The sequence below is a fragment of the Rossellomorea arthrocnemi genome, assembly GCF_904424705.1.
GTDB classification, from domain to species: Bacteria; Bacillota; Bacilli; order Bacillales; family Bacillaceae_B; genus Rossellomorea; species Rossellomorea arthrocnemi.
Window position 1 is genome coordinate 87,510 of the sequence record NZ_CAJGBF010000011.1, and the last position, 19,180, is coordinate 106,689.

The window sequence follows — 19,180 nt, forward strand, 5'->3', positions numbered from 1 at the left end:
TAATTTTGAAGAGGTGTACTTTTATGAAAAAATCATCCCCGATGAAATATCTGGTATTACTTACTGTGTTAGTGGCTGTCATTTTGGCGGCGATCGTTATGCTGAACAACAAGGCGCAAAACAAGGATGAAGCCTTGGAGTCTCACCCAGACACAAAAAATCAGCCCCTTTTAGGTGAAAAGGATTCACCTGTCTCAGTGGTCGAGTTCGGTGATTTTAAGTGTCCTGCATGTAAGGCATGGGGGGAAAGGATATATCCTCAACTAAAAGAAGATTTCATTGATACAGGCAAAGCAAATGTATCCTATGTAAATGTGCTCTTTCACGGTGAGGAATCAACCCTGGGTGCGTTAGCAGCCGAGTCAGTATTTAAAAATGATCCCGATTCTTATTGGGAATTTCAAAAAGAACTATTTAATCAGCAGCCTGAAGAAGATCATGATGCACCGTGGATTACAGTGGAAAAACTGTTGGAAGTGGCGGGTAATACGACCGATATGGATCTTGATCAGTTAAAAAAAGACATAGAGCAGCAAACGTTCAAGGAACAACTCGAGGTGGATAATTCCCTCGTGGAAGAGTTCAAGGTGGAAAAGACACCGACAGTGATCATCAATGGGGTAAAACTTGAGGATCCGTATGATTACGAGCGAATTAAATCGTTAATTGAAGAAGGGCAAGAATAGATGAAGGAAGTTAGCAAAAGTCAATATTTTCTTTATGGTGCATGGGTCGTTTCAATCATTGCAACACTCGGAAGTTTATATTTCAGTGAAATAAGAGGGTTCATTCCTTGTGAATTATGCTGGTTTCAAAGGATATTCATGTATCCATTGACGTTGATTCTGGGAGTGGCGACGTTTCAAAATGATAGCGGACTTAGAAAAATCATACTTCCTATGTCGATCGTCGGAGGCACGATTTCCATATTGCATTATTTGGAACAAAAAATTGAAGGGTTCGGAGGGATCAAGCCCTGTGCGAGTGGTGTTCCCTGCAATGCCGAATATATTAATTGGCTCGGATTCATCACGATTCCATTCCTGGCCCTCACAGCTTTTGTATTTATCACTATTTTCACCCTGCTATCAGCAAATAAAAAGTAATTAAGCAGCGATATTCAAGTGAAATGGAAATGCTATACAGCAAATGAGCCATGAAATATCATGGCTCATTTTATATTCTGATAACCAGGTAATCACCGTTCGTCATCTGCACAACATCTGCTTTTAAACCTTTCGCTATATCGACCGTCATTTGTTTCAATTCCTCAAGATTGTCACTGTATAAAAGAAGCGGTCCTCCATTTATCACCCTGTCACGATCTGAAGTTAAATAAGCCAATATTTGATATGGAGGTTTCATTGAATTTTCCCTGCCCAAGAAGACTCACCCTTTCAAGTTGGTTTTCATCACAGCGTGAGATTTTTTCGTACTTTCAAGTAAGGGGCATTTTTTTACGGCCTCGATGAAGGCATCTATGTCACGCTTGATCGGAACAAGAGTGATCATGACCTTGCCATCCACGTAATCTTTTCTTGTGAACTGATAGCGTTTGACACCCAATGCCCGGCATGCTTCAAATAAAGCGGCCTGCCGTTGTCCGAAGTTATCCAGATTGATCCTGAAATGATTTTCTTTAGGGTAGATGACGACGGCCATTCCTTCTTCTGTAAATAGCTTTTCAGCGTTGTCCGTTCCGAGCAGGTTGCTGACATACATATCATCTACATAAAGGGATGAATCTTTTACGACTACTTTTCCCTCCTTTACCTCTGCAATATCCCCGATCGTCTTGCCTTTCGTGAATCTTTGCAAATAATACAAGAGTGCGAAACCCGCCAATGCACCCCCGATTATACAAATCATTAGATTTTTCAAATCGAGAGTGCCTCGGAGCAGGGAAATTGTGAAGGAAGTGACGAGTGCGACGAGAAAAGCAATATAATTTCTAGCTTCAAATGTTTTGGCTATTCCATCTATGTATGCCTTTCCCCGATAAGTAAATTCTGTTTCCTCCAAGTCACTCAAACTTTCCTTTTCCATTTTTCGTACATCTCTAAATTGTTGAAGAGCCAATGTTAGGAACGTCACCGCCACAAAGTTTTTGCTTAGTAACGCAGGAATTGCCACGGCCCCGAGAGCCGCTGCTACAAAACCCGTAATGATTTGAATAAGATAACCATTGGGGTAACTGGGATACTGCCTGAAGTCTTCTTTGATGGTTATGATCCTTGCAATCGTTCCAATTACAATCGCACTGATAATGGTAATTAGTTCATTTGATGTTATACCGACTGATTCCATGGTGTATCACCTCGATTAATGGGGATGGATATGGATTAGTATTAGGAAATCGTCTGTGGTTTATGCGATGTTTATTCTTGCATTTATATGTGTATATATGTTCATATTGGGATATTAAAGAAGAAAGAGGTTCAAATTGTGGAGACTGCCTTTCTACTAACGTGTTTATTTATTTTGATCATTGTCCTTCTTTATAGGTTCTTTATCCTTGCTGCTTATAAGAAAGGAAATAAGATGAAAAAATAATGTAAGAGGAGCGTGATTCGAATTGTCTAAGAGTCATTCATCAACCAAAAATACCAGGTTAGCTTTTTTCTTAAATCTAATTTTCACCATTATCGAGTTTATTGGAGGATACCTCACCAATAGTATGGCTATATTATCCGATGCAGTACATGATTTGGGTGATAGTTTGTCGCTCGGGGGATCATGGTATTTACAGAGACTTTCAAATAAAGAAGGGAACAACAGGTACAGCTTCGGATACAAGAGGTTTTCAGCACTGGGCGCGTTGATAAGCGGGACCGTATTGCTATTCGGATCGATATTCGTTTTGACTGAGGCTATACCCAGATTGTTTAATCCAACTCATCCAGATGCCCAGGGGATGTTGTGGTTTGCAATATTGGGTGTCTCCATTAATGGATTCGCTGCATGGAGGTTACATAGTGGGAGCTCCATGAATGAAAAGGTTCTGTCCTGGCATCTTCTTGAGGACATTCTCGGCTGGGTAGGGGTCCTGATCATCAGTATCGTGATGATGTTTAAGGATATACATATTCTGGACCCCATTCTTTCCATTGTGATTACGTGTTTTGTACTATTTAACGTAGTTAGAAACCTTATTAAAACGATAAAGATTTTTCTTGATGCAGTGCCGGATGAAGTTGATTTGGATGCCGTTGGTAAACAAATTAAGAGTATAAGCGGTGTGGAGGAGGTTGACCATCTTCATATCTGGTCGATCGATGGAGAAGAGAATGCCATGAGTACTCATTTATATACTTCGAAGGATTTTGCATGCGAAAAACAAGAAGAGATAAAAGAGCAGGTAAGAGATTTAGTTTCACATCTTCATATTAAACATTCCACTATAGAAATTCATATAAAAGAAGACTAGGCAGAAGAAGCTGCCTAGTTTTTCTTCTTTTGGTTGAAGTAACAGATTGCTGTCATATGACTAAGCAATGCTACGGTAAGAATGGAAAAAATCATGTGTAGAGATGAAGAGATTGGGCTGAGTTCCTCCGTTTTGGCAATAAATCCTCCAAAGGTTGTAAATCCAGCCAGCAAAATCAATAGCAAGGTTTGTTTCTTCATCACTTTATACCTGAACGAAAGGAATAGTGCATATCCCGTAGAGAATAGTGTGACCATTCCTAAAACACCGTGCATCAAATATACGAAGGTTGCCAGTTTGATTTCTGTGGTGTTTATTTCGAATAGAAGTTGACTTAGTTCAAAATGTTTAAAGAGAGCACCTACTAGCACCTCTGTCATAAGAGCTGTAAATCCAAAAAACAAAGGTATTCTTATTTCTTCCAGATCCCTGTTTTCAGGTCTTTTATTTAACCCTGCATAAAGGAAAATGAGAGAGATTAATAGAAATAGACTAAACATCACATCAAGTGTCGTGAAGCCGGTTGGTGTTCCCAGTAATACATTCATCCCGCCAATCATAGCTTGGATAAATAAGAGAATCATTGAAAGAACCGAAATGACTTTTACTGCTTTATCGGATGATTTCTTCCATGCCAAGATTGCGTTGATAAGAATGACCAGCCCGAGCAGAGTAGTAAATAAACGGTGAGAATATTCGATTACAATGTGATAATCGGTTATATCCGGAATGATTTTCCCGTTACAGAATGGCCAATCAGTACCACAGGCATCGCCTGAATTAGTGGCAACTACCAAATTTCCAAGAATTAGTGCAACGATCGTTATATTAATTGTAAATAAGGAAAAATTAATTTTCATTTTTCATAGTAGTCCTTTCATGTTAAACTGGGTATTATATTTATATATGTTCATATATTAACAGGTTCAAGCGAGTCAGCTCAAACGTTTAAGGCGGTTTTCACATAACGTTCACCATTCATGTAATATAAAATAAACAATAATAGATTTATGGAGTTGATACAAATTGGATTTATTAAAGAAACAAATGGGAGACAACTTCTTTCTGTTGACTCTCATCTTTTTAATTGCAAAATCATACGTAGTCAGTCGGTTCGTCTTTAATCTGGAGATTGAGAATGTCATGCAGGAACTGATTCTATTCCTGGCGAATGCAGGGTCTATCATGCTCATTCTTTCCTTAGTGGCGATCGGTAAGAAAGAAACACTGAAATGGAAGCTTTTGGTCACCAATATCCTAGGAACGTCCATTCTCTATTTTAACGTGGTGTATTATCGATTTTTCAATGACTTCATTACAATGCCGGTACTCTTTCAAACAGACAACGCGTCGGATTTGGGAGGGAGTATAGTTAGTTTGATGAATCCATTGGATATCTTTTTAATTGCTGACTTTTTGCTCATCTTTTATCTATTCAAATATGTGAATTTCGTTAGAAATAAGCAAAAACACTTCAAATTTGCATTCGCATCTGTTCTCATTTTATTGTTAAATATCGGTCTTGCGAATATAGAAAGGCCCCAGCTACTGACCAGATCCTTTGACCGTCAAATGCTTGTGAAAAATTTAGGAGTGTACAATTATCATCTTTATGACGGATTTCTGCAAGCCAAGACGAATATGAATCGGGCCCTTGCGGATAATTCAGAGCTGGCTGAAGTCTTGAACTATACAGAATCCATTAAAAGACCGGTAAACGAAGAAATGACTGGGGCTGCAAAAGGAAAGAATGTATTTGTGATTTCACTTGAGTCCACTCAGAACTTTGTCATTAATAATAAAGTGGATGGAAAAGTAATTACTCCTTTTCTAAATCAGTTAATCAGTCAAGAGGATACGTATTATTTCAATAATTTCTATCATCAAACGGGACAAGGAAAGACATCCGATTCTGAGTTCTTGTTTGAAAATTCATTATATGGACTGCCGAGAGGAGCAGCATTCTTTACACATGCTCAAAACCAATATAAAGGGCTTCCATCATTGTTAAAAGAGAAAGGGTATACAACATCCGTGTTCCATTCCAATAACAAAAGCTTTTGGAACAGGGATGTTATGTATCGGAATTTGGGATATGATAACTACTTTTCCGAGTCATACTACAAGGTGAATAGTGAAAACACAATCGGGTGGGGATTAAAAGATCAATCGTTCTATGAACAATCAATTCCTTACTTAAAAGATCTTTCACAGCCATTTTATTCAAAATTCATTACCTTAACGAATCATTTCCCTTTTTCTCTTGAACAAGAAGATGAATCGATCCCGGAATGGACATCAAATGACGGAACGGTGAATCGTTACTTCACTACAGTCAGATATGAAGATGAAGCGTTAAAGCTATTTTTTGAAAGGTTGAAAGAAGAAGGTTTATACGAGAACTCAGTCTTCATCATCATGGGAGACCATTATGGAATTTCTCAAAATCATAATGATGCAATGGGGCAGTATTTAGGTAAAGAAATCACCCCATTCGTAAATACCCAGCTTCAACGAGTCCCGATGATTGTTCATATTCCAGGTGAAACAAATGGACGCACCATATCAAATGTAAGCGGACAAATCGATGTGAAACCTACCATATTAAACATGTTGGGGATAAAGCCAGATGAAGACATCCAGTTCGGATCGGATTTATTTACGAAGGATCCTGATCAATTTGTCGTACTCCGAGACGGCAGCTTCATTACAGATAAATACGTGTATACCGATCAGAAGTGTTATGACAAAAGGACAGAAAAGCTGACGGAACAAACTGCATGTGAGCCCTATATCAAACAGGCAGAAGACGAATTAGATTATTCGGATCAAGTGGTTTATGGAGACTTGTTAAGATTTTTAGAAGAAAAGAAACAAGATGATTAAAAAACAAGCTGAAGTTGCCCCAGATAACTTCAGCTTATTTCTCTGGGTGGAGTTCCTTGATTATCTTAAAATCAACAGCAACTTTAACATGAATTATTTCATTAAATGCTTTTTCTCTATATCGATTATATCAACAGATTTACGAAAGAATATATGTCCTTTTCCCTGAATATGATTTCTAGTAGGAATAGGGGGAGTTGGTATTCACATTTATACAGGTTTATACGTGGGAATTCCTTTAGTCATTGGTGTTATGACCGGTATATTCACCTATTCCATGATTGGAAATTATAAAAGAATCCTCTCTAAATTAATTGGGTTTTGTATATTATTATATCTGATGTTGGAGTTAATCCCACAAATTATTGGAGAGTACAATTACAAGGGTGTCTTGTTAGGAAGTACAAGTGCTATAATCATTTTTTTCGCATTAGCTCAACTTTCTAATCGAAAAAAAAGCATAAATAAAAGGTTGCCATTTATAGCACTGATTTCAGGCTTTATGCTACATAGTATTCCGACTGGTTTCACCATCGGGATAACTGCTGTCATTGACTGGGTTTTAGCGTTGAAACAATTGAAAGGAATGTTCATTCATCACTTAGGAGAAGGGATAGGCATGGCAAGTCTCTTGTTAAAACAAAGAAGTGAAATGCACCTTGCCCTTGGAGTTGCTTCTGGAATATTAATTACAGTGGTATTTTATTTTTCTATGTTGGCTGGGACTAATTATCAAGTGAATGAGCATACGGCAAATTGGGTTGTGGGTGTGTCGATAGGCTCGCTAATCTACGCGATGATGCATTTATTTGAAACGTAAAGGAAGTCTGTTTGACAAAAGCAGATCTTTTTTTTATCATTAAAATTACAATACATGAACATATAATCATATAATGGAATAGGATAGGAGTGTCAGTATGGGGAAAAATGAAAAAGACGAGAAATTAATTGAATTAAATAAAGCAAAGGTCAAACAGACCGAAATGTGTATCTGCGAAGACATTGATGAGGAAACGCTCTTTATTGTCACACAAACCTTTAAGGCTTTATCAGAACCTACTCGTGTAAAGATTCTTCATCTGCTTGCCCAGGAAGAGCATTCAGTAAATCAGATTGCCGAGAAACTATCCTTACTACAAACCACTGTTTCTCATCAGCTTCGTTTCTTGAAGAATTTACGCTTAGTTAAATATAGAAGGGAAGGAACAACTTTATATTACTCAGCGGATGATGATCACGTAATGAATATGCTTCAACAGACGATACACCATGCCAGACATCACTAATGTTTTAACGGGGGACTAAATATGGATGAATATAAATTACAAGGGCTCACATGCGGAAATTGCGCGAGGGAAATGGAAGAAGAGATCAATAAGCTTGAGCACGGAGAAGGATCCAGAATACTTTATAACAGCAGTAAAATGATGCTGACTGAAGGTGTTGATTTAAATAAGGTTGAAAAAATCCTTTCCTCAGATGGAGCTGCCATCTTGAAAGATAAGGAAGGTGACCATGAACCTCATGATCACGACCATTCTCATACAAATAGCAGTACAATGAAGATCTTGCTGGGAATCTCGACAATCATATTTCTTTCTGCCATTTATGTAGATTCACAACTGGATAATATTGTACCAGTACTTTTGTATTTGACATCAGCAGCAACAAGCGGGTATTCGACATTCCTCAAAGGAGTAAAAAATTTATTTAAGTTTAAATTTAATATTGATACTCTCATGACAATCGCACTTGTCGGAGCTTTTTCAATCGGAGAATGGAAGGAAGGAACACTGGTCGCTATTCTGTTCGGTCTCAATGAACTCTTAGAAGGAATGGGGATGGAGAAAGCTAGGAAGTCCATGGAAGAACTACTTAAGGTTGCACCTAAGGAAGCGATTCTTGTTGAAGGTGGGAAAGAACGGGTGGTTCCCATCAGTTCACTAAAAATTGAAGACATCGTCCTGGTCAAATCTGGGCAAAAGATTCCTTCAGATGGAATGGTTCAGTCAGGTAAAAGCTCAGTCAATGAAGCAGCCATCACCGGAGAAGCCATGCCCGTCGAAAAAGGACCCGGAGAAAAGGTATTTGGTGGAAGTATCAATAATGAAGGGGTATTAAAGGTAAAGATTTCTAAAGAATATAAAGATTCTTCACTTGCTAAAATACTGCATCTGGTGGAGGAAGCACAGGAAACCAAAACTCCGACAGAACAATTTATCAACAAGTTTGCCCGATATTATACACCACTTATCATGGTTGTTTCCGCCTTAGTCATGCTAGTACCACCGCTTCTATTTAATGGAGATTGGGGTTCATGGTTTTATCAAGGGCTGGCTGTTCTCATTGTCGGTTGTCCATGTGCCTTGATTCTTTCTTCGCCAATAGCCATTGTCTCTGGAATTGCCCGAAATGCGAAGAACGGAATCCTTGTCAAGGGAGGAGTCTTCCTTGAGCAACTCGGGAAAATTGATACGATTGCATTTGACAAAACAGGTACTTTAACCAAAGGGCATCCTTATGTAGAAGAAATAGCCGTTTACAATGAAGAAGACTTTTTCCGAATTGCAGGTTCAATCGAGAAAACTTCTTCACACCCAATCGCAAAGGCAGTCATGAAAAAGATAAACGAAGGCTCTCATAACCAGGCATATTCAGAGCCACAAGAAATCAATACGATCTCTGGTCAAGGTGTATCCGCTGTAATCGATGGGAAGACTTACAAAGTCGGCAATGAAAAAAGCCTCGATATTACCATCTCAATTGAAGTGAATCAAAGGATTCAATCGCTAAAAGACAAGGGATATACGCTAGTAATTGTGTCAAGTGATACAGAAGTTCTTGGGCTATTTGGTATTACGGATGAAATCAGGGAAGAAAGTAAAGAGATTATTGGAGGCCTTTATAAAGCAGGTATTAAAAATGCGGTCATGTTGACAGGAGATCATGACAAGACAGCAGAAAAAGTGGCAAAACAAGTGGGGTTGACAAACTATTATGCTGGTCTCCTTCCAGATGAAAAAGTTTCTAAAGTAAAGGAACTCACAAATCAAGGCAAGGTTGCCATGGTTGGGGACGGTATTAACGATGCTCCTGCATTGGCTACAGCGGATTTGGGAATCGCGATGGGCAAAGGAACGGATAGTGCGATTGAAACAGCCGATATCGTACTGATGCAGGATCATCTTGGGAAGCTGCCATCAGCCATAAAGATTGCTAAACGAGTCAATAAAATTATAAAAATTAACATCTCATTGGCATTGGGATTAAAACTAATCGCCTTGCTCTTGACTATCCCAGGGTTATTAACATTGTGGATTGCTATCTTATCCGATATGGGAGCAACCATTTTGGTCACGTTGGTAAGTCTTACGGTAATGCTTGGGGAAAGGCAAAAGCAATAAAATAAGTAAAAGGAGCAGGACTGATTCTGCTCCTTTTATTTATGATAACTTGTCACATTATGATCATTTTTCTTACTATGTCCGGCCTGATACTCATGGTACATTTATGATAAATATTACAGAGGAGGAGGAGGATGAATAATGAAGAAATTTTATTGGGGGAGCATTCTTATCTCTGCTATGCTTCTTCTTTCAGGGTGTGCAGAATTTGAAGCCGAAACGGATTGGCAGGTACAGGACTTCAATTATACAAATCAAAAGAGTGAAGAGGTGGGGTTAAAAGATTTGAAGGGTGACATTTGGATAGCTGATTTCATCTTTACCAGTTGTGAAACTGTGTGTCCACCAATGACATATAATCTGACCAAAATTCAAAAACAATTAAAAGAGGAGGGAATTAACGATATTAGGTTTGTCTCGTTTAGCGTTGATCCAGAAGTCGATACACCGGAAAAGTTGAAAGAATACATAGGCAATTACGAAACAGATACAAACAAATGGGATCTTCTCACTGGTTATGATCAAAAAGAAATCAGCACACTTGCTGAAGAGTCGTTTAAGGTATTGGTAAGGGATGATCCCTCCTCTGATCAAGTCATACACGGCACCAGCTTCTATTTGGTGAATAAAGAAGGGAAAGTGGTTAAGAATTACAGCGGGGTACAGGATGTCCCTTATGAAGAAATCGTATCAGACATCAAGCTTCTGAAGAAATCGTATGAATAGGGTGAAATAGATGAAAAAAAGAATCATTTTTATGTTTAGTATCATGTTATTAATGGGGATATTGGGAGCATGCGGGTCCGACGAAAATCTAAAAGACAAAGAAGAAGGTCAAATGCCTCAAATGCTAGATGTAAAAGTAAAAACCGATCCGGCTGAACTCTCGGCGGGTAATACCACTCAAGTAAACGCCATCGTTACCCAAGGTGAGGAAAAGGTGTCCGATGCAGATGAAGTCCTGTTTGAAATCTGGAAGGAAGGAGCATCTGAAGAAGATCACATAAAGAAAGAAGCCGAGCATAAAGAGGATGGAAAATATGCCATCGACTATACGTTCGATGAAAAAGGGAAGTATTTCATCATTGCCCATGTAACGGCAAGGGACCTTCACAACATGCCAAAAGTAGATGTGAATGTTCAGTAGAAAGAAGGTGCAGCAGATTTGGGTTTATTAAAATATATTCGGATAGCGAGTATCGTCTTGATTGTCGGAATGGTTGTGTTCTTTTATGTCCCATTTAACTTAAGCCCCCCGGATTCAACCAGGGTGATCCTCGATCATGATCAAAAGACTTATATTGCACCTCCTTGTTTCAATCAGGCGGATGCCACCAATTTCTTGGAAGAAACAACGGTTGCGAAACTTGATGAACTTGATTATGAAGCAAATTCATTCTGTACGGAAGAAGCACTCACTGAAAAAAGGACAACCTTATTTCACCGTATGACAGGAGCAACGGCATTTGAATGGTGATGCTAAAAGAAAGGAATGAGAAGATGGATATTATTAACTTCATATTGGTCTATTTGGTTTTATCGATTCCTTCAGGTCTTATAGTTCTGTTTTTTAAGAGAAAGTCATCGAAAGAGCTTAAGAAGTTGGAACAAACAGGTGAGCATTCAGGGTCTGTTGCAGCACCTGACAATAAATAAGGGCGCATACCGCATGCAGCTATTTTGGTACGATCAGTACTTTTTGAAGAGCTTGTCCAAATGGATGAGCTCTTTTTCATTACTTCAAAGTGATCGGTGCAGTTCAGCTCAGATATTAAGAAAAGTTTTGACACACATATTAGGTATTGCTAATATGATAGTTGTACATATTAGAAAAATCTAATGTGATAGGAGACAAAGATATGAGTACAAAAATGAATTTGGATACAAAGGTGAAGTTCCTGCATGGATTTGCCCACAAAATCAGGATACAGATATTAGAGAGTATAAAAACGGAAGAAAAGACGGTTTCACAAATTGTCGGGGAGCTAGATGGGAGTCAGTCTAGTATTTCCCAGCACCTTGCTTGTTTAAGGGGATGCGGGTTGATTGTTGGCCGTCAGGAAGGAAAGTATACGTACTATAGTTTAAGCAACCAGCATGTCCTCGATTTGCTAAATATGTTTGATGTCGTACTTGATGAAGTTGAAAACGATGTTGCGTGCTGTAACAATCATATCGTATAGAGGGTGAATTGAATGGGAGAGTCATCTTGCAACTCAAGAAAAAAAGAAACAAGCAAAGAGATTGAAAAAGAAAGCTGCTGCAGTAGTCAAGGTGAGGAGAAAAAACAAGACCCTAAAGGCTGTTGCGGCAGTCAGGAACAATTTCAAGAGCCTGAAAAGGAAGAATCATTGGCGGCGGTCAAGAGTGAAGAGTCACATAGCGGCGATACGAGCTCATGCTGCAGCAATGGCAAGAAGGACAGTATTGACTTAAAAGGGTCCTGCTGTACATCAAAAAATGAAAACGGTGAAAAGGGAAATGAGCCTTCTTCTGTATCCCACAAGGCTGAATACCGGATTTATGGGATGGATTGCCCTTCTTGTGCAATGTCGATTGAAAAAGCTCTTGTAAAGCTGGATGGAATTGATGAGGCCAGAGTCCACTATAACTCTGCCAAACTTCAGGTAGCAGGAAACAGCGGCTTTGATCAAGTCGAGTCGGAGGTTCATAAGCTTGGATTCAAGATTGAACCAATCCATCAGAACAATAACTTGAGAACATACACTATCGAGGGGATGGATTGCGGGAGCTGCGCCAAGAGCATTGAAAACCACTTGAATACGATTCCTCAAGTCCGGCATGTAAGCGTCAATTTTTCTTCGGGAAAAATGAAAGTGGATCATGAGAACAGTGTGGAAGAAATCGTCTCTGAAGTTTCTAAGATTGGATTCCAAGCATCCTTGCTTTCAAAACGTGATGGGAGCACTGTTGCATCCAATAAAAAAGAAGAGTTTGGAGCCATCATCACTTCAGGAATATTGATTGCTTTGGGGTTCATAGGAACGTTAACAGGGATTTCCTCTATAGTAATCACCCTGATGTACGCAGCTGCTATGTTCATAAGTGGTCATAAGCCGGTTAAAAGTGCCTATTACTCTATCAAGAGCCGTTCATTAGATATGAATGTATTGATGTCGGTTGCAGCCATCGGAGCTGCGCTGATCGGGGAATGGCTTGAAGGGGCCACGGTGGTCTGGCTGTTTGCACTTGGAACCACTCTTCAAACGATGTCGATCGAGAAGACGAGAAGTTCCATCAGAAACCTGATGAATCTGGCACCATCGGAGGCGTGGATCAAAGATGGGTCGCAGTTAAAGAAGAAGCCTGTTGAAGAAGTTGGTGTGGGTGATATTTTAATCGTAAAACCTGGAGATCGAATTCCTCTGGACGGTGAAATCATAACCGGTGTATCAAGCATCAACCAAGCTCCAATTACAGGTGAATCCATCCCTGTGGATAAAGAAGCCGGGGACTTAGTCTATGCGGGAACGATTAACGAAAATGGCTCTCTTGAAATAAAGGTCACGAAGCTGGCTGAAGATACAACCATTGCAAAAATCATACACCTGGTCGAAGAAGCACAGGAGCAGAAGGCACCGACCCAGGCATTCATCGATAAGTTCGCAGCTGTCTATACGCCGATTGTGTTTATACTTGCGCTGGTCGTCATGGTTCTCCCGCCACTGGTTGGCTTTGGTACTTGGGGAGAATGGTTTTATAAAGGGCTCGAATTATTAGTCGTTGCCTGTCCATGTGCCCTGGTCATTTCTACACCTGTCGCGATTGTCTCGGCAATTGGGAATGCAGCGAAGAACGGTGTTTTAATTAAAGGTGGCACATTCCTTGAAAAAGCCGGGGCGATTTCGGCCATAGCGTTTGATAAAACGGGTACCTTAACCGAAGGAAAGCCAAAGGTTTCTGAAGTTAAGGCATTTCATTTAACAGAAGAAGAGTTGTTATCCATTGCTCTGACTTTAGAGAATTATTCGACCCACCCGATTGCAAAAACCATAGTCGAATTTGCGAATGAAAAAGGAATTGAATCGAAAGGTGGCGAGTTATTTAAAAGTATAGTGGGGAAAGGTGTGCAGGCAACTATAGCAGGTGTCATCCACTATGCGGGTAATCCAAGGCTTTTTGAGGAAATGAATATCCCTTTAGGCGAAGCGATAACAATTGGTCGAGATTTACAGAGCAGAGGGAAGACCGTCGTGATCATTGGTACAAAGGAGGGTGTACTTGGAGTCATATCGGTTGCTGATTCGATCAGGAAAACAACTGTAAAAGCACTTGACGGCTTGAAGGGAGCAGGTATTGACCAGGTAGTGATGCTGACTGGTGATAATGAAGGTACCGCCAACATGATTTCAAAGGAAGCAAACGTCAATCGCTACTTTGCAGAGCTATTGCCCCAAGATAAAGTCGATGCGATCAAGAAACTGCAAAGCGAAGGTCATAAAGTAGCCATGGTCGGGGATGGCATTAACGATGCCCCTGCACTTGCCACCGCTGATTTAGGAATCGCCATGGGCGGTGCAGGCACAGACACTGCGATGGAAACGGCCGACATTGTGTTAATGGCGGATAATCTTGAAAAACTTCCTCACACGATCAATTTGAGCAGAAAAGCACTAACGATCATCAAACAAAACATATGGTTCTCATTGATGGTAAAGGTCATCGCGCTGGCACTGATTTTCCCAGGTTGGCTGACTTTGTGGCTGGCAGTCCTAAGCGATACAGGAGCTGCAATCATCGTCATTTTAAATGCTCTTCGACTATTAAAAATAAAATAATTGAAACCTGTTTCAGTGTTTACTAACCAAACAAGACCACTTTTAATTAAGTGGTCTGTTTTTGATTGACATAGATTGTTTATTAAGAAAAAAAACCCTTGAATATCAAGGGTTTTCGGTATGGAGCATAGCGGGATCGAACCGCTGACCTTTTGGCTGCCAGCGAACGTTGAGTTATTAAATACGTTAAAATAAGTCCATTTAGGTCGTTTTAATGTAAAGGAATTTACGGAAAAAACCCATTAAATATTCAATTGTGTGCTTTTGTGAACTTTTATGGTAATGTGCGTGGTCATTTTTAAAATAAAGTTGTACCTAAATAGAAATGGTTCTTTTTCACGTAAAGCCGTAGCCAACCTGTTTTGTCTTGAATAAGAACCTAGTTTCCCCATAATAAAGGATGCTGAAACTGTTCCTTCCCTTATAGAATGAGCTAATCGCAAATCATCCTCATAAATTTCTTTTAATGACCTTTGTATTTGTTTGTCCACGTAAAATGGCTTCTAATTTTGGATATTCACTTGCTTTATCTAAAGTAAATAATTTCGAGTCTGATAAATCCCTTATTCTTGGAGCAAATTTAAACCCTAATAAATGAGTCAATCCGAATATTTGGTCTATGTAACCAACTGTGTCTGTATAATGCTTTTCTATGTTTAGATCCGTCTCATAGTGCAACAAACCATCCAAAGCATGAATCGCATCCCTTGAATTAGTATGAGTAATCTTTGTGTAGTAAGAAGAGAATTGATCACTAGTAAAAGGGTAGATGGTGGTTCCTTTTCCGGTTCCATAAGATGGATTTGCATCTGCATGTATTGATGATACACCTAGCTGTATTCTCATACCGTCTGATAAGGATGTTGTACCGTCTCCCAAAAAGGAAGATAATTGTAATTGGTGATAAAAATTTTCTGATACAACTTGGGCTTCATTCATTGCATTTTCGTACATGCGCCGTTGAGATACATTGGCTAATTGCTTATATGTAAGTCCGGGTGTTGCTTCAGCCATCTTGCTTAAACCTATATTCATCCCCATTCTAAAAGTGCAGCCATATAATTATCGTTTCTTCTTTATCCGGTTTTCGACTATTGGAAGCATGAGTAAATTGCTCATGAAATCCTGTTATATAAACAATATCCACCAGTGAAAAATTGGTTAATTTTATTCTTGGTAGCATCTGATACAGGTTTGCACTAAAATTTTTTTCCTCTTCTGGAACATCTTGTTCTAAGCGTGAAAGTAATAGCTTTCCTTTTTCAAGAAAAACGAAAATTGGTAGTTATCCACTTTAACCTTTTATTAAGACTGTTGGCTCTTTCCTTCATATAATCTTCGAATGATAAACTAACTGATAATCTAGTAATCTCCTTCGTTTGATTCCATGTATCTTCTGAAAATAAATATTCCTTAAAATCTCTATATTGTCTGCTACTAACAATGGAAGCATCTCCCTGCTCTTACATGCTCACGAAGTTCTGTTGAAAAAGCGATTTCATAGTAATGACGGTTGATTGTTGTCCGATCATCCTTTATATATCAATAGAGTGTACTCTATTGATACAAGTATAATAGGCTGATAAATTTGTAATTAAGAGTGTCTCATAGGACTTGTCTCAAAAATGGGGTGGTATTCTGCGAAAAATAGGTTATATACGTGTCAGTTCAACTAGCCAAAACCCTTCAAGGCAATTTCAACAATTGCACGAAATCGGAATGGATATTATCTTGAAGAAAAAGTTTTTGGAGCAACAAATGATCGTAAGCAACTTCAAAAAATGTTGAAGGATTTACAGGAGGGTGGCATTATTTATGTTACAGACTTAACTCGGATCACTCGAAGTACGCAGAATTTATTTGAATTGATTGATTTATACGAAATAAAAAAAGCAAGCTTAAAATCACTCAAGGATACATGGCTAGATTTATCAGAAGATAATCCATACAGCCAATTTTTAATTACGGTTATCGCTGGTGTTAACCAATTAGAGCGAGATTTTATCCGTATGCGTCAACGTAAAGGTATGGAGCTGGCCAAGAAAGAAGGAAAGTTTAAAGGCAGATTAAAGAATTATCATAAAAATCACGCAGGTATGATTTTGCAGTAAAGATATATAAAGAAGGAGGTATGACTGTAAATCAAATTTGTGAAATTACAAATGTATCTAGGGCTTCATTATATAGAAAGCTATCGTAAGGGAACAAATAATCATACCTTATTCCATCAAGGTGCCTGCTGTTGAGTAAGGCTTATTGAAAGTGAACTAGTAAATAACACTTCTTCTCTTGACCCTGTACTATGGTACAGGGTTTATACTTTATATGAGGTGAGATAAATGCAAATTCGTATTGGAGAACTGGCGGAAAAGTGTAGCGTTAACAAGGAGACCATACGATATTATGAACGGTTAGGATTAATTCTAAAGCCAGATCGTACTGAAAATGGATACCGAATGTATTCTGAACAAACCATCGATCGATTGAGTTTTATAAAACGGATGCAGGAACTGGGATTTACCTTATATGAAATTGATAAATTGCTAGGGGTAGTCGATCGTGACGAAACCAAGTGCCGTGATATGTATGATTTCACTATTCTTAAGATAGAGGACATCCAGTGTAAAATTGAAGATCTTAAGAGAATTGAACGAATACTGGTGGATCTTAAAGAAAGATGTCCCGAAAACAAAGATATTTACGAATGTCCTATTATTGAAACACTGATGAAAAAATAAAAGGTGAAACGGATGAAAAATACACTAAAAAGCACAGGTTGGTTTCTTGTCACTCTAATCACATGCCCCTGCCATCTGGTTTTATAGCTTCCAATATTTGCAGGAACAGCATTGGCATCGTACTTCACGGAATATAAAGATATTTTTTTCGTCATGATAGGTCTGGTGTTTGTTTATGCTCTTTTCATGGGTTGGAGGAAACTTGATCCACAAACTAAAAAGGAAACAAAGAAAGAAAGGACAACGAAACAAGATAATTGTAGCATGGAGGAATATTAATATGAAAAAGTATCGAGTAGACGTTCAAGGGATGACCTGCACGGGCTGTGAAAAGCATGTGGCTGTTGCTCTAGAAGACATGGGTGCAAGAGGGGTTGATGTAGATTCCTGCCGTGGTGAAGCTGTATTTGAGCTGCCGAATGGCTTAGAGGTTGAAACAGCGAAAAAAGCGATCACTGATGCGAAATATCAACCAGGAAAAGGAGAAGAAGTACAATCGCAAGAAATGGTACAGTTAGGTAATGAAGCTGAGTATGATCTATTTATCATAGGCTCTGGCGGGGCAGCTTTTTCTGCAGCAATCAAAGCTGTCGAAAAAGGGGCGAGGGTCGCTATGGCTGAAAGAGGTACCATTGGAGGTACTTGTGTAAATATTGGATGTGTTCCTTCAAAAACAATGCTTCGTGCAGGTGAAATCAACCATCTTTCAGGCAGAAATCCATTTGCTGGTTTAAATACAAGTGCTGAAGCTATAAATATGGAAGAGCTAACAAATCAAAAAGAAGAACTTGTTCAAGAGATGCGGCAACAAAAGTATGTCGATCTCATTGATGATTACGGTTTTGAATTAATAAAAGGAGAGGCGACTTTTATTGATGAAAAAACGGTTGAAGTCAATAGAAAGAAATACACAGCTAACAAGTTTCTGATTTCAACAGGTGCGTCCCCATCAGTACCGAATATTCCAGGACTAAAAGATGTGGGCTTTCTTACCAGTACAACTGCATTAGAGTTAAAAAAAGTTCCGAAAAAGTTTGCCGTGATCGGATCTGGTTATATCGCCATGGAATTAGGACAGTTATTCAATAATCTGGGATCCAAAGTTACTTTGATGCAGAGAAGTGAACGACTCCTTAGAGAATACGATCCAGAAATTTCAGAAGCTATGAATCAAGCTTTAACTAACCAGGGTATTCAGTTCATCACTAGTGTCACGTATAAAAAGGTGGAGCAAGACGGCTCAACAAAAAAAATTTTTATTGAAGTGGATGGTAAAGAGCAGGTGATTCAAGCTGATGAGGTACTGGTTGCTACAGGTAGAAGACCGAATACAAGCTCACTTAATCTACAGGCAGCAAATGTCCAAGTAGGTGAAAAAGGGGAAGTCATTGTTAATGATTACTTGGAGACAAGCAATCCAAACATCTATGCGGCAGGCGATGTCACACTAGGACCACAATTTGTCTATGTGGCTGCTTATGAAGGCGGAATCGTAGTTGAAAACGCACTTAGCGATGTGCGGAAAGAAGTGGATCTCAGGTTTGTACCCGGAGTAACCTTCACAAATCCCTCTATTGCTACAGTGGGTTTAACCGAAAAGCAAGCAAAAGATAAAGGGTATGATGTGAAGAGTTCTATTCTTCCATTAGATAGTGTTCCGAGGGCACTTGTCAACCGTGAAACAGATGGGGTAATCAAATTGATCGTTGATAATAAGACCCAGAAAATATTAGGGGCTCATGTTGTTTCTGAAACCGCCGGGGAAGTAATTTATGGTGCAACTTTGGCTGTCCAATTTGGATTAACAGCAGAAGATTTAAAAAACACGATGGCTCCTTACCTAACGATGGCTGAAGGATTAAAGCTTGCTGCATTAACTTTGGATAAAGACGTAAATAAGCTGTCCTGTTGTGCAGGGTAAACAAT

18 protein-coding genes and 2 pseudogenes are annotated in these 19,180 nt (G+C 39.1%); 16 read left to right on the forward strand and 4 right to left on the reverse strand.

Annotated features, from left to right (window positions below):
- The first annotated feature begins 23 nt into the window (after window positions 1–23).
- Both BAA9072_RS15215 and BAA9072_RS15220 read left to right on the forward strand, forming a co-directional pair.
- Entirely contained in the window at window positions 24–686 is a 663-nt protein-coding gene (locus tag BAA9072_RS15215) for a DsbA family protein (RefSeq protein ID WP_201715536.1), read from the forward strand.
- Window positions 687–1,106: a disulfide oxidoreductase gene (locus tag BAA9072_RS15220; protein ID WP_201715537.1), complete on the forward strand. Its 420-nt coding sequence runs from the start codon at window positions 687–689 to the stop codon at window positions 1,104–1,106.
- A gap of 70 nt (window positions 1,107–1,176) precedes the next feature.
- Here the strand turns inward: BAA9072_RS15220 and BAA9072_RS15225 are convergent, their stop codons facing one another.
- Together BAA9072_RS15225 and BAA9072_RS15230 are read right to left on the reverse strand one after the other, a co-directional pair.
- Window positions 1,177–1,365, reverse strand: coding sequence for a capping complex subunit for YIEGIA (locus BAA9072_RS15225; RefSeq protein WP_230980890.1), 189 nt, complete (start codon window positions 1,363–1,365; stop codon window positions 1,177–1,179).
- 24 nt (window positions 1,366–1,389) lie between these two features.
- On the reverse strand, window positions 1,390–2,307 hold the full coding sequence (locus BAA9072_RS15230; protein ID WP_201715539.1) for a YIEGIA family protein: 918 nt from the start codon (window positions 2,305–2,307) through the stop codon (window positions 1,390–1,392).
- Between the two features lie 268 nt (window positions 2,308–2,575).
- Between BAA9072_RS15230 and BAA9072_RS15235 the strand changes: the two genes are divergently transcribed.
- On the forward strand, window positions 2,576–3,427 hold the full coding sequence (locus BAA9072_RS15235) for a cation diffusion facilitator family transporter (RefSeq protein ID WP_201715540.1): 852 nt from the start codon (window positions 2,576–2,578) through the stop codon (window positions 3,425–3,427).
- Between the two features lie 14 nt (window positions 3,428–3,441).
- Here the strand turns inward: BAA9072_RS15235 and BAA9072_RS15240 are convergent, their stop codons facing one another.
- On the reverse strand, window positions 3,442–4,287 hold the full coding sequence (locus BAA9072_RS15240) for a COX15/CtaA family protein (protein WP_201715541.1): 846 nt from the start codon (window positions 4,285–4,287) through the stop codon (window positions 3,442–3,444).
- Window positions 4,288–4,474: 187 nt separating this feature from the next.
- On the opposite strand from BAA9072_RS15240, the gene BAA9072_RS15245 reads away from it, so the two are divergent.
- The 10 genes from BAA9072_RS15245 (at window position 4,475) to BAA9072_RS15290 (ending at window position 14,516) form a co-directional block, all read left to right on the forward strand.
- Window positions 4,475–6,313, forward strand: coding sequence for an LTA synthase family protein (locus BAA9072_RS15245; RefSeq protein ID WP_201715595.1), 1,839 nt, complete (start codon window positions 4,475–4,477; stop codon window positions 6,311–6,313).
- A gap of 226 nt (window positions 6,314–6,539) precedes the next feature.
- Window positions 6,540–7,133 (forward strand): hypothetical protein, encoded by a 594-nt coding sequence (locus BAA9072_RS15250; RefSeq protein ID WP_201715542.1) that lies wholly within the window; start codon window positions 6,540–6,542, stop codon window positions 7,131–7,133.
- Between the two features lie 163 nt (window positions 7,134–7,296).
- Window positions 7,297–7,599: an ArsR/SmtB family transcription factor gene (locus BAA9072_RS15255; protein ID WP_094075216.1), complete on the forward strand. Its 303-nt coding sequence runs from the start codon at window positions 7,297–7,299 to the stop codon at window positions 7,597–7,599.
- Window positions 7,600–7,620: 21 nt separating this feature from the next.
- A complete protein-coding gene (locus BAA9072_RS15260; RefSeq protein WP_201715544.1) occupies window positions 7,621–9,717 on the forward strand; it encodes a heavy metal translocating P-type ATPase in 2,097 nt (698 codons plus the stop codon).
- Window positions 9,718–9,858: 141 nt separating this feature from the next.
- Window positions 9,859–10,443: an SCO family protein gene (locus BAA9072_RS15265; RefSeq protein WP_201715545.1), complete on the forward strand. Its 585-nt coding sequence runs from the start codon at window positions 9,859–9,861 to the stop codon at window positions 10,441–10,443.
- 10 nt (window positions 10,444–10,453) lie between these two features.
- Window positions 10,454–10,864 carry a FixH family protein gene (locus tag BAA9072_RS15270; RefSeq protein ID WP_201715546.1) on the forward strand — a complete coding sequence of 137 codons (411 nt, stop codon included), beginning with the start codon at window positions 10,454–10,456 and terminating at the stop codon, window positions 10,862–10,864.
- Between the two features lie 18 nt (window positions 10,865–10,882).
- The gene (locus BAA9072_RS15275) at window positions 10,883–11,194 is read left to right on the forward strand and encodes a hypothetical protein (RefSeq protein ID WP_201715547.1); all 312 of its coding nucleotides are present in this window, start codon (window positions 10,883–10,885) and stop codon (window positions 11,192–11,194) included.
- Window positions 11,188–11,373, forward strand: a complete 186-nt coding sequence (locus tag BAA9072_RS15280) for a hypothetical protein (protein WP_201715548.1) — start codon at window positions 11,188–11,190, stop codon at window positions 11,371–11,373. Before BAA9072_RS15275 ends, BAA9072_RS15280 begins: the two co-directional genes overlap by 7 nt.
- Before the next feature lie 203 nt (window positions 11,374–11,576).
- On the forward strand, window positions 11,577–11,900 hold the full coding sequence (locus tag BAA9072_RS15285; RefSeq protein ID WP_201715549.1) for an ArsR/SmtB family transcription factor: 324 nt from the start codon (window positions 11,577–11,579) through the stop codon (window positions 11,898–11,900).
- Between the two features lie 12 nt (window positions 11,901–11,912).
- Complete coding sequence (locus tag BAA9072_RS15290; RefSeq protein ID WP_201715550.1) at window positions 11,913–14,516, forward strand: heavy metal translocating P-type ATPase; 2,604 nt, start codon at window positions 11,913–11,915, stop codon at window positions 14,514–14,516.
- 302 nt (window positions 14,517–14,818) lie between these two features.
- Here the strand turns inward: BAA9072_RS15290 and BAA9072_RS15295 are convergent.
- A pseudogene (locus tag BAA9072_RS15295) lies at window positions 14,819–16,052 on the reverse strand (Tn3 family transposase); the annotation flags it as partial.
- Between the two features lie 102 nt (window positions 16,053–16,154).
- Here BAA9072_RS15295 and BAA9072_RS15300 point away from each other — a divergent pair.
- The 3 genes and pseudogenes from BAA9072_RS15300 to merA all read left to right on the forward strand — a co-directional run bounded on the left by BAA9072_RS15300 (window position 16,155) and on the right by merA (window position 19,175).
- A pseudogene (locus BAA9072_RS15300) lies at window positions 16,155–16,716 on the forward strand (recombinase family protein).
- Between the two features lie 139 nt (window positions 16,717–16,855).
- Complete coding sequence (gene merR1, locus BAA9072_RS15305) at window positions 16,856–17,254, forward strand: mercury resistance transcriptional regulator MerR1 (protein WP_201715551.1); 399 nt, start codon at window positions 16,856–16,858, stop codon at window positions 17,252–17,254.
- Window positions 17,255–17,534: 280 nt separating this feature from the next.
- Window positions 17,535–19,175 carry a mercury(II) reductase gene (gene merA, locus BAA9072_RS15310; protein ID WP_201715552.1) on the forward strand — a complete coding sequence of 547 codons (1,641 nt, stop codon included), beginning with the start codon at window positions 17,535–17,537 and terminating at the stop codon, window positions 19,173–19,175.
- Window positions 19,176–19,180 lie beyond the last annotated feature (5 nt).

Bases quoted from the DNA above. Each gene is read 5' to 3' on its own strand.
- BAA9072_RS15215 (WP_201715536.1), top strand. From the start codon at position 24: ATGAAAAAATCATCCCCGATGAAATATCTGGTATTACTTACTGTGTTA.
- BAA9072_RS15220 (WP_201715537.1), top strand. From the start codon at position 687: ATGAAGGAAGTTAGCAAAAGTCAATATTTTCTTTATGGTGCATGGGTC.
- BAA9072_RS15225 (WP_230980890.1), bottom strand. From the start codon at position 1,365: ATGAAACCTCCATATCAAATATTGGCTTATTTAACTTCAGATCGTGAC.
- BAA9072_RS15230 (WP_201715539.1), bottom strand. From the start codon at position 2,307: ATGGAATCAGTCGGTATAACATCAAATGAACTAATTACCATTATCAGT.
- BAA9072_RS15240 (WP_201715541.1), bottom strand. From the start codon at position 4,287: ATGAAAATTAATTTTTCCTTATTTACAATTAATATAACGATCGTTGCA.
- BAA9072_RS15245 (WP_201715595.1), top strand. From the start codon at position 4,475: ATGGGAGACAACTTCTTTCTGTTGACTCTCATCTTTTTAATTGCAAAA.
- BAA9072_RS15255 (WP_094075216.1), top strand. From the start codon at position 7,297: ATGTGTATCTGCGAAGACATTGATGAGGAAACGCTCTTTATTGTCACA.
- BAA9072_RS15260 (WP_201715544.1), top strand. From the start codon at position 7,621: ATGGATGAATATAAATTACAAGGGCTCACATGCGGAAATTGCGCGAGG.
- BAA9072_RS15265 (WP_201715545.1), top strand. From the start codon at position 9,859: ATGAAGAAATTTTATTGGGGGAGCATTCTTATCTCTGCTATGCTTCTT.
- BAA9072_RS15270 (WP_201715546.1), top strand. From the start codon at position 10,454: ATGAAAAAAAGAATCATTTTTATGTTTAGTATCATGTTATTAATGGGG.
- BAA9072_RS15280 (WP_201715548.1), top strand. From the start codon at position 11,188: ATGGTGATGCTAAAAGAAAGGAATGAGAAGATGGATATTATTAACTTC.
- BAA9072_RS15285 (WP_201715549.1), top strand. From the start codon at position 11,577: ATGAGTACAAAAATGAATTTGGATACAAAGGTGAAGTTCCTGCATGGA.
- BAA9072_RS15290 (WP_201715550.1), top strand. From the start codon at position 11,913: ATGGGAGAGTCATCTTGCAACTCAAGAAAAAAAGAAACAAGCAAAGAG.
- merR1 (WP_201715551.1), top strand. From the start codon at position 16,856: ATGCAAATTCGTATTGGAGAACTGGCGGAAAAGTGTAGCGTTAACAAG.
- merA (WP_201715552.1), top strand. From the start codon at position 17,535: ATGAAAAAGTATCGAGTAGACGTTCAAGGGATGACCTGCACGGGCTGT.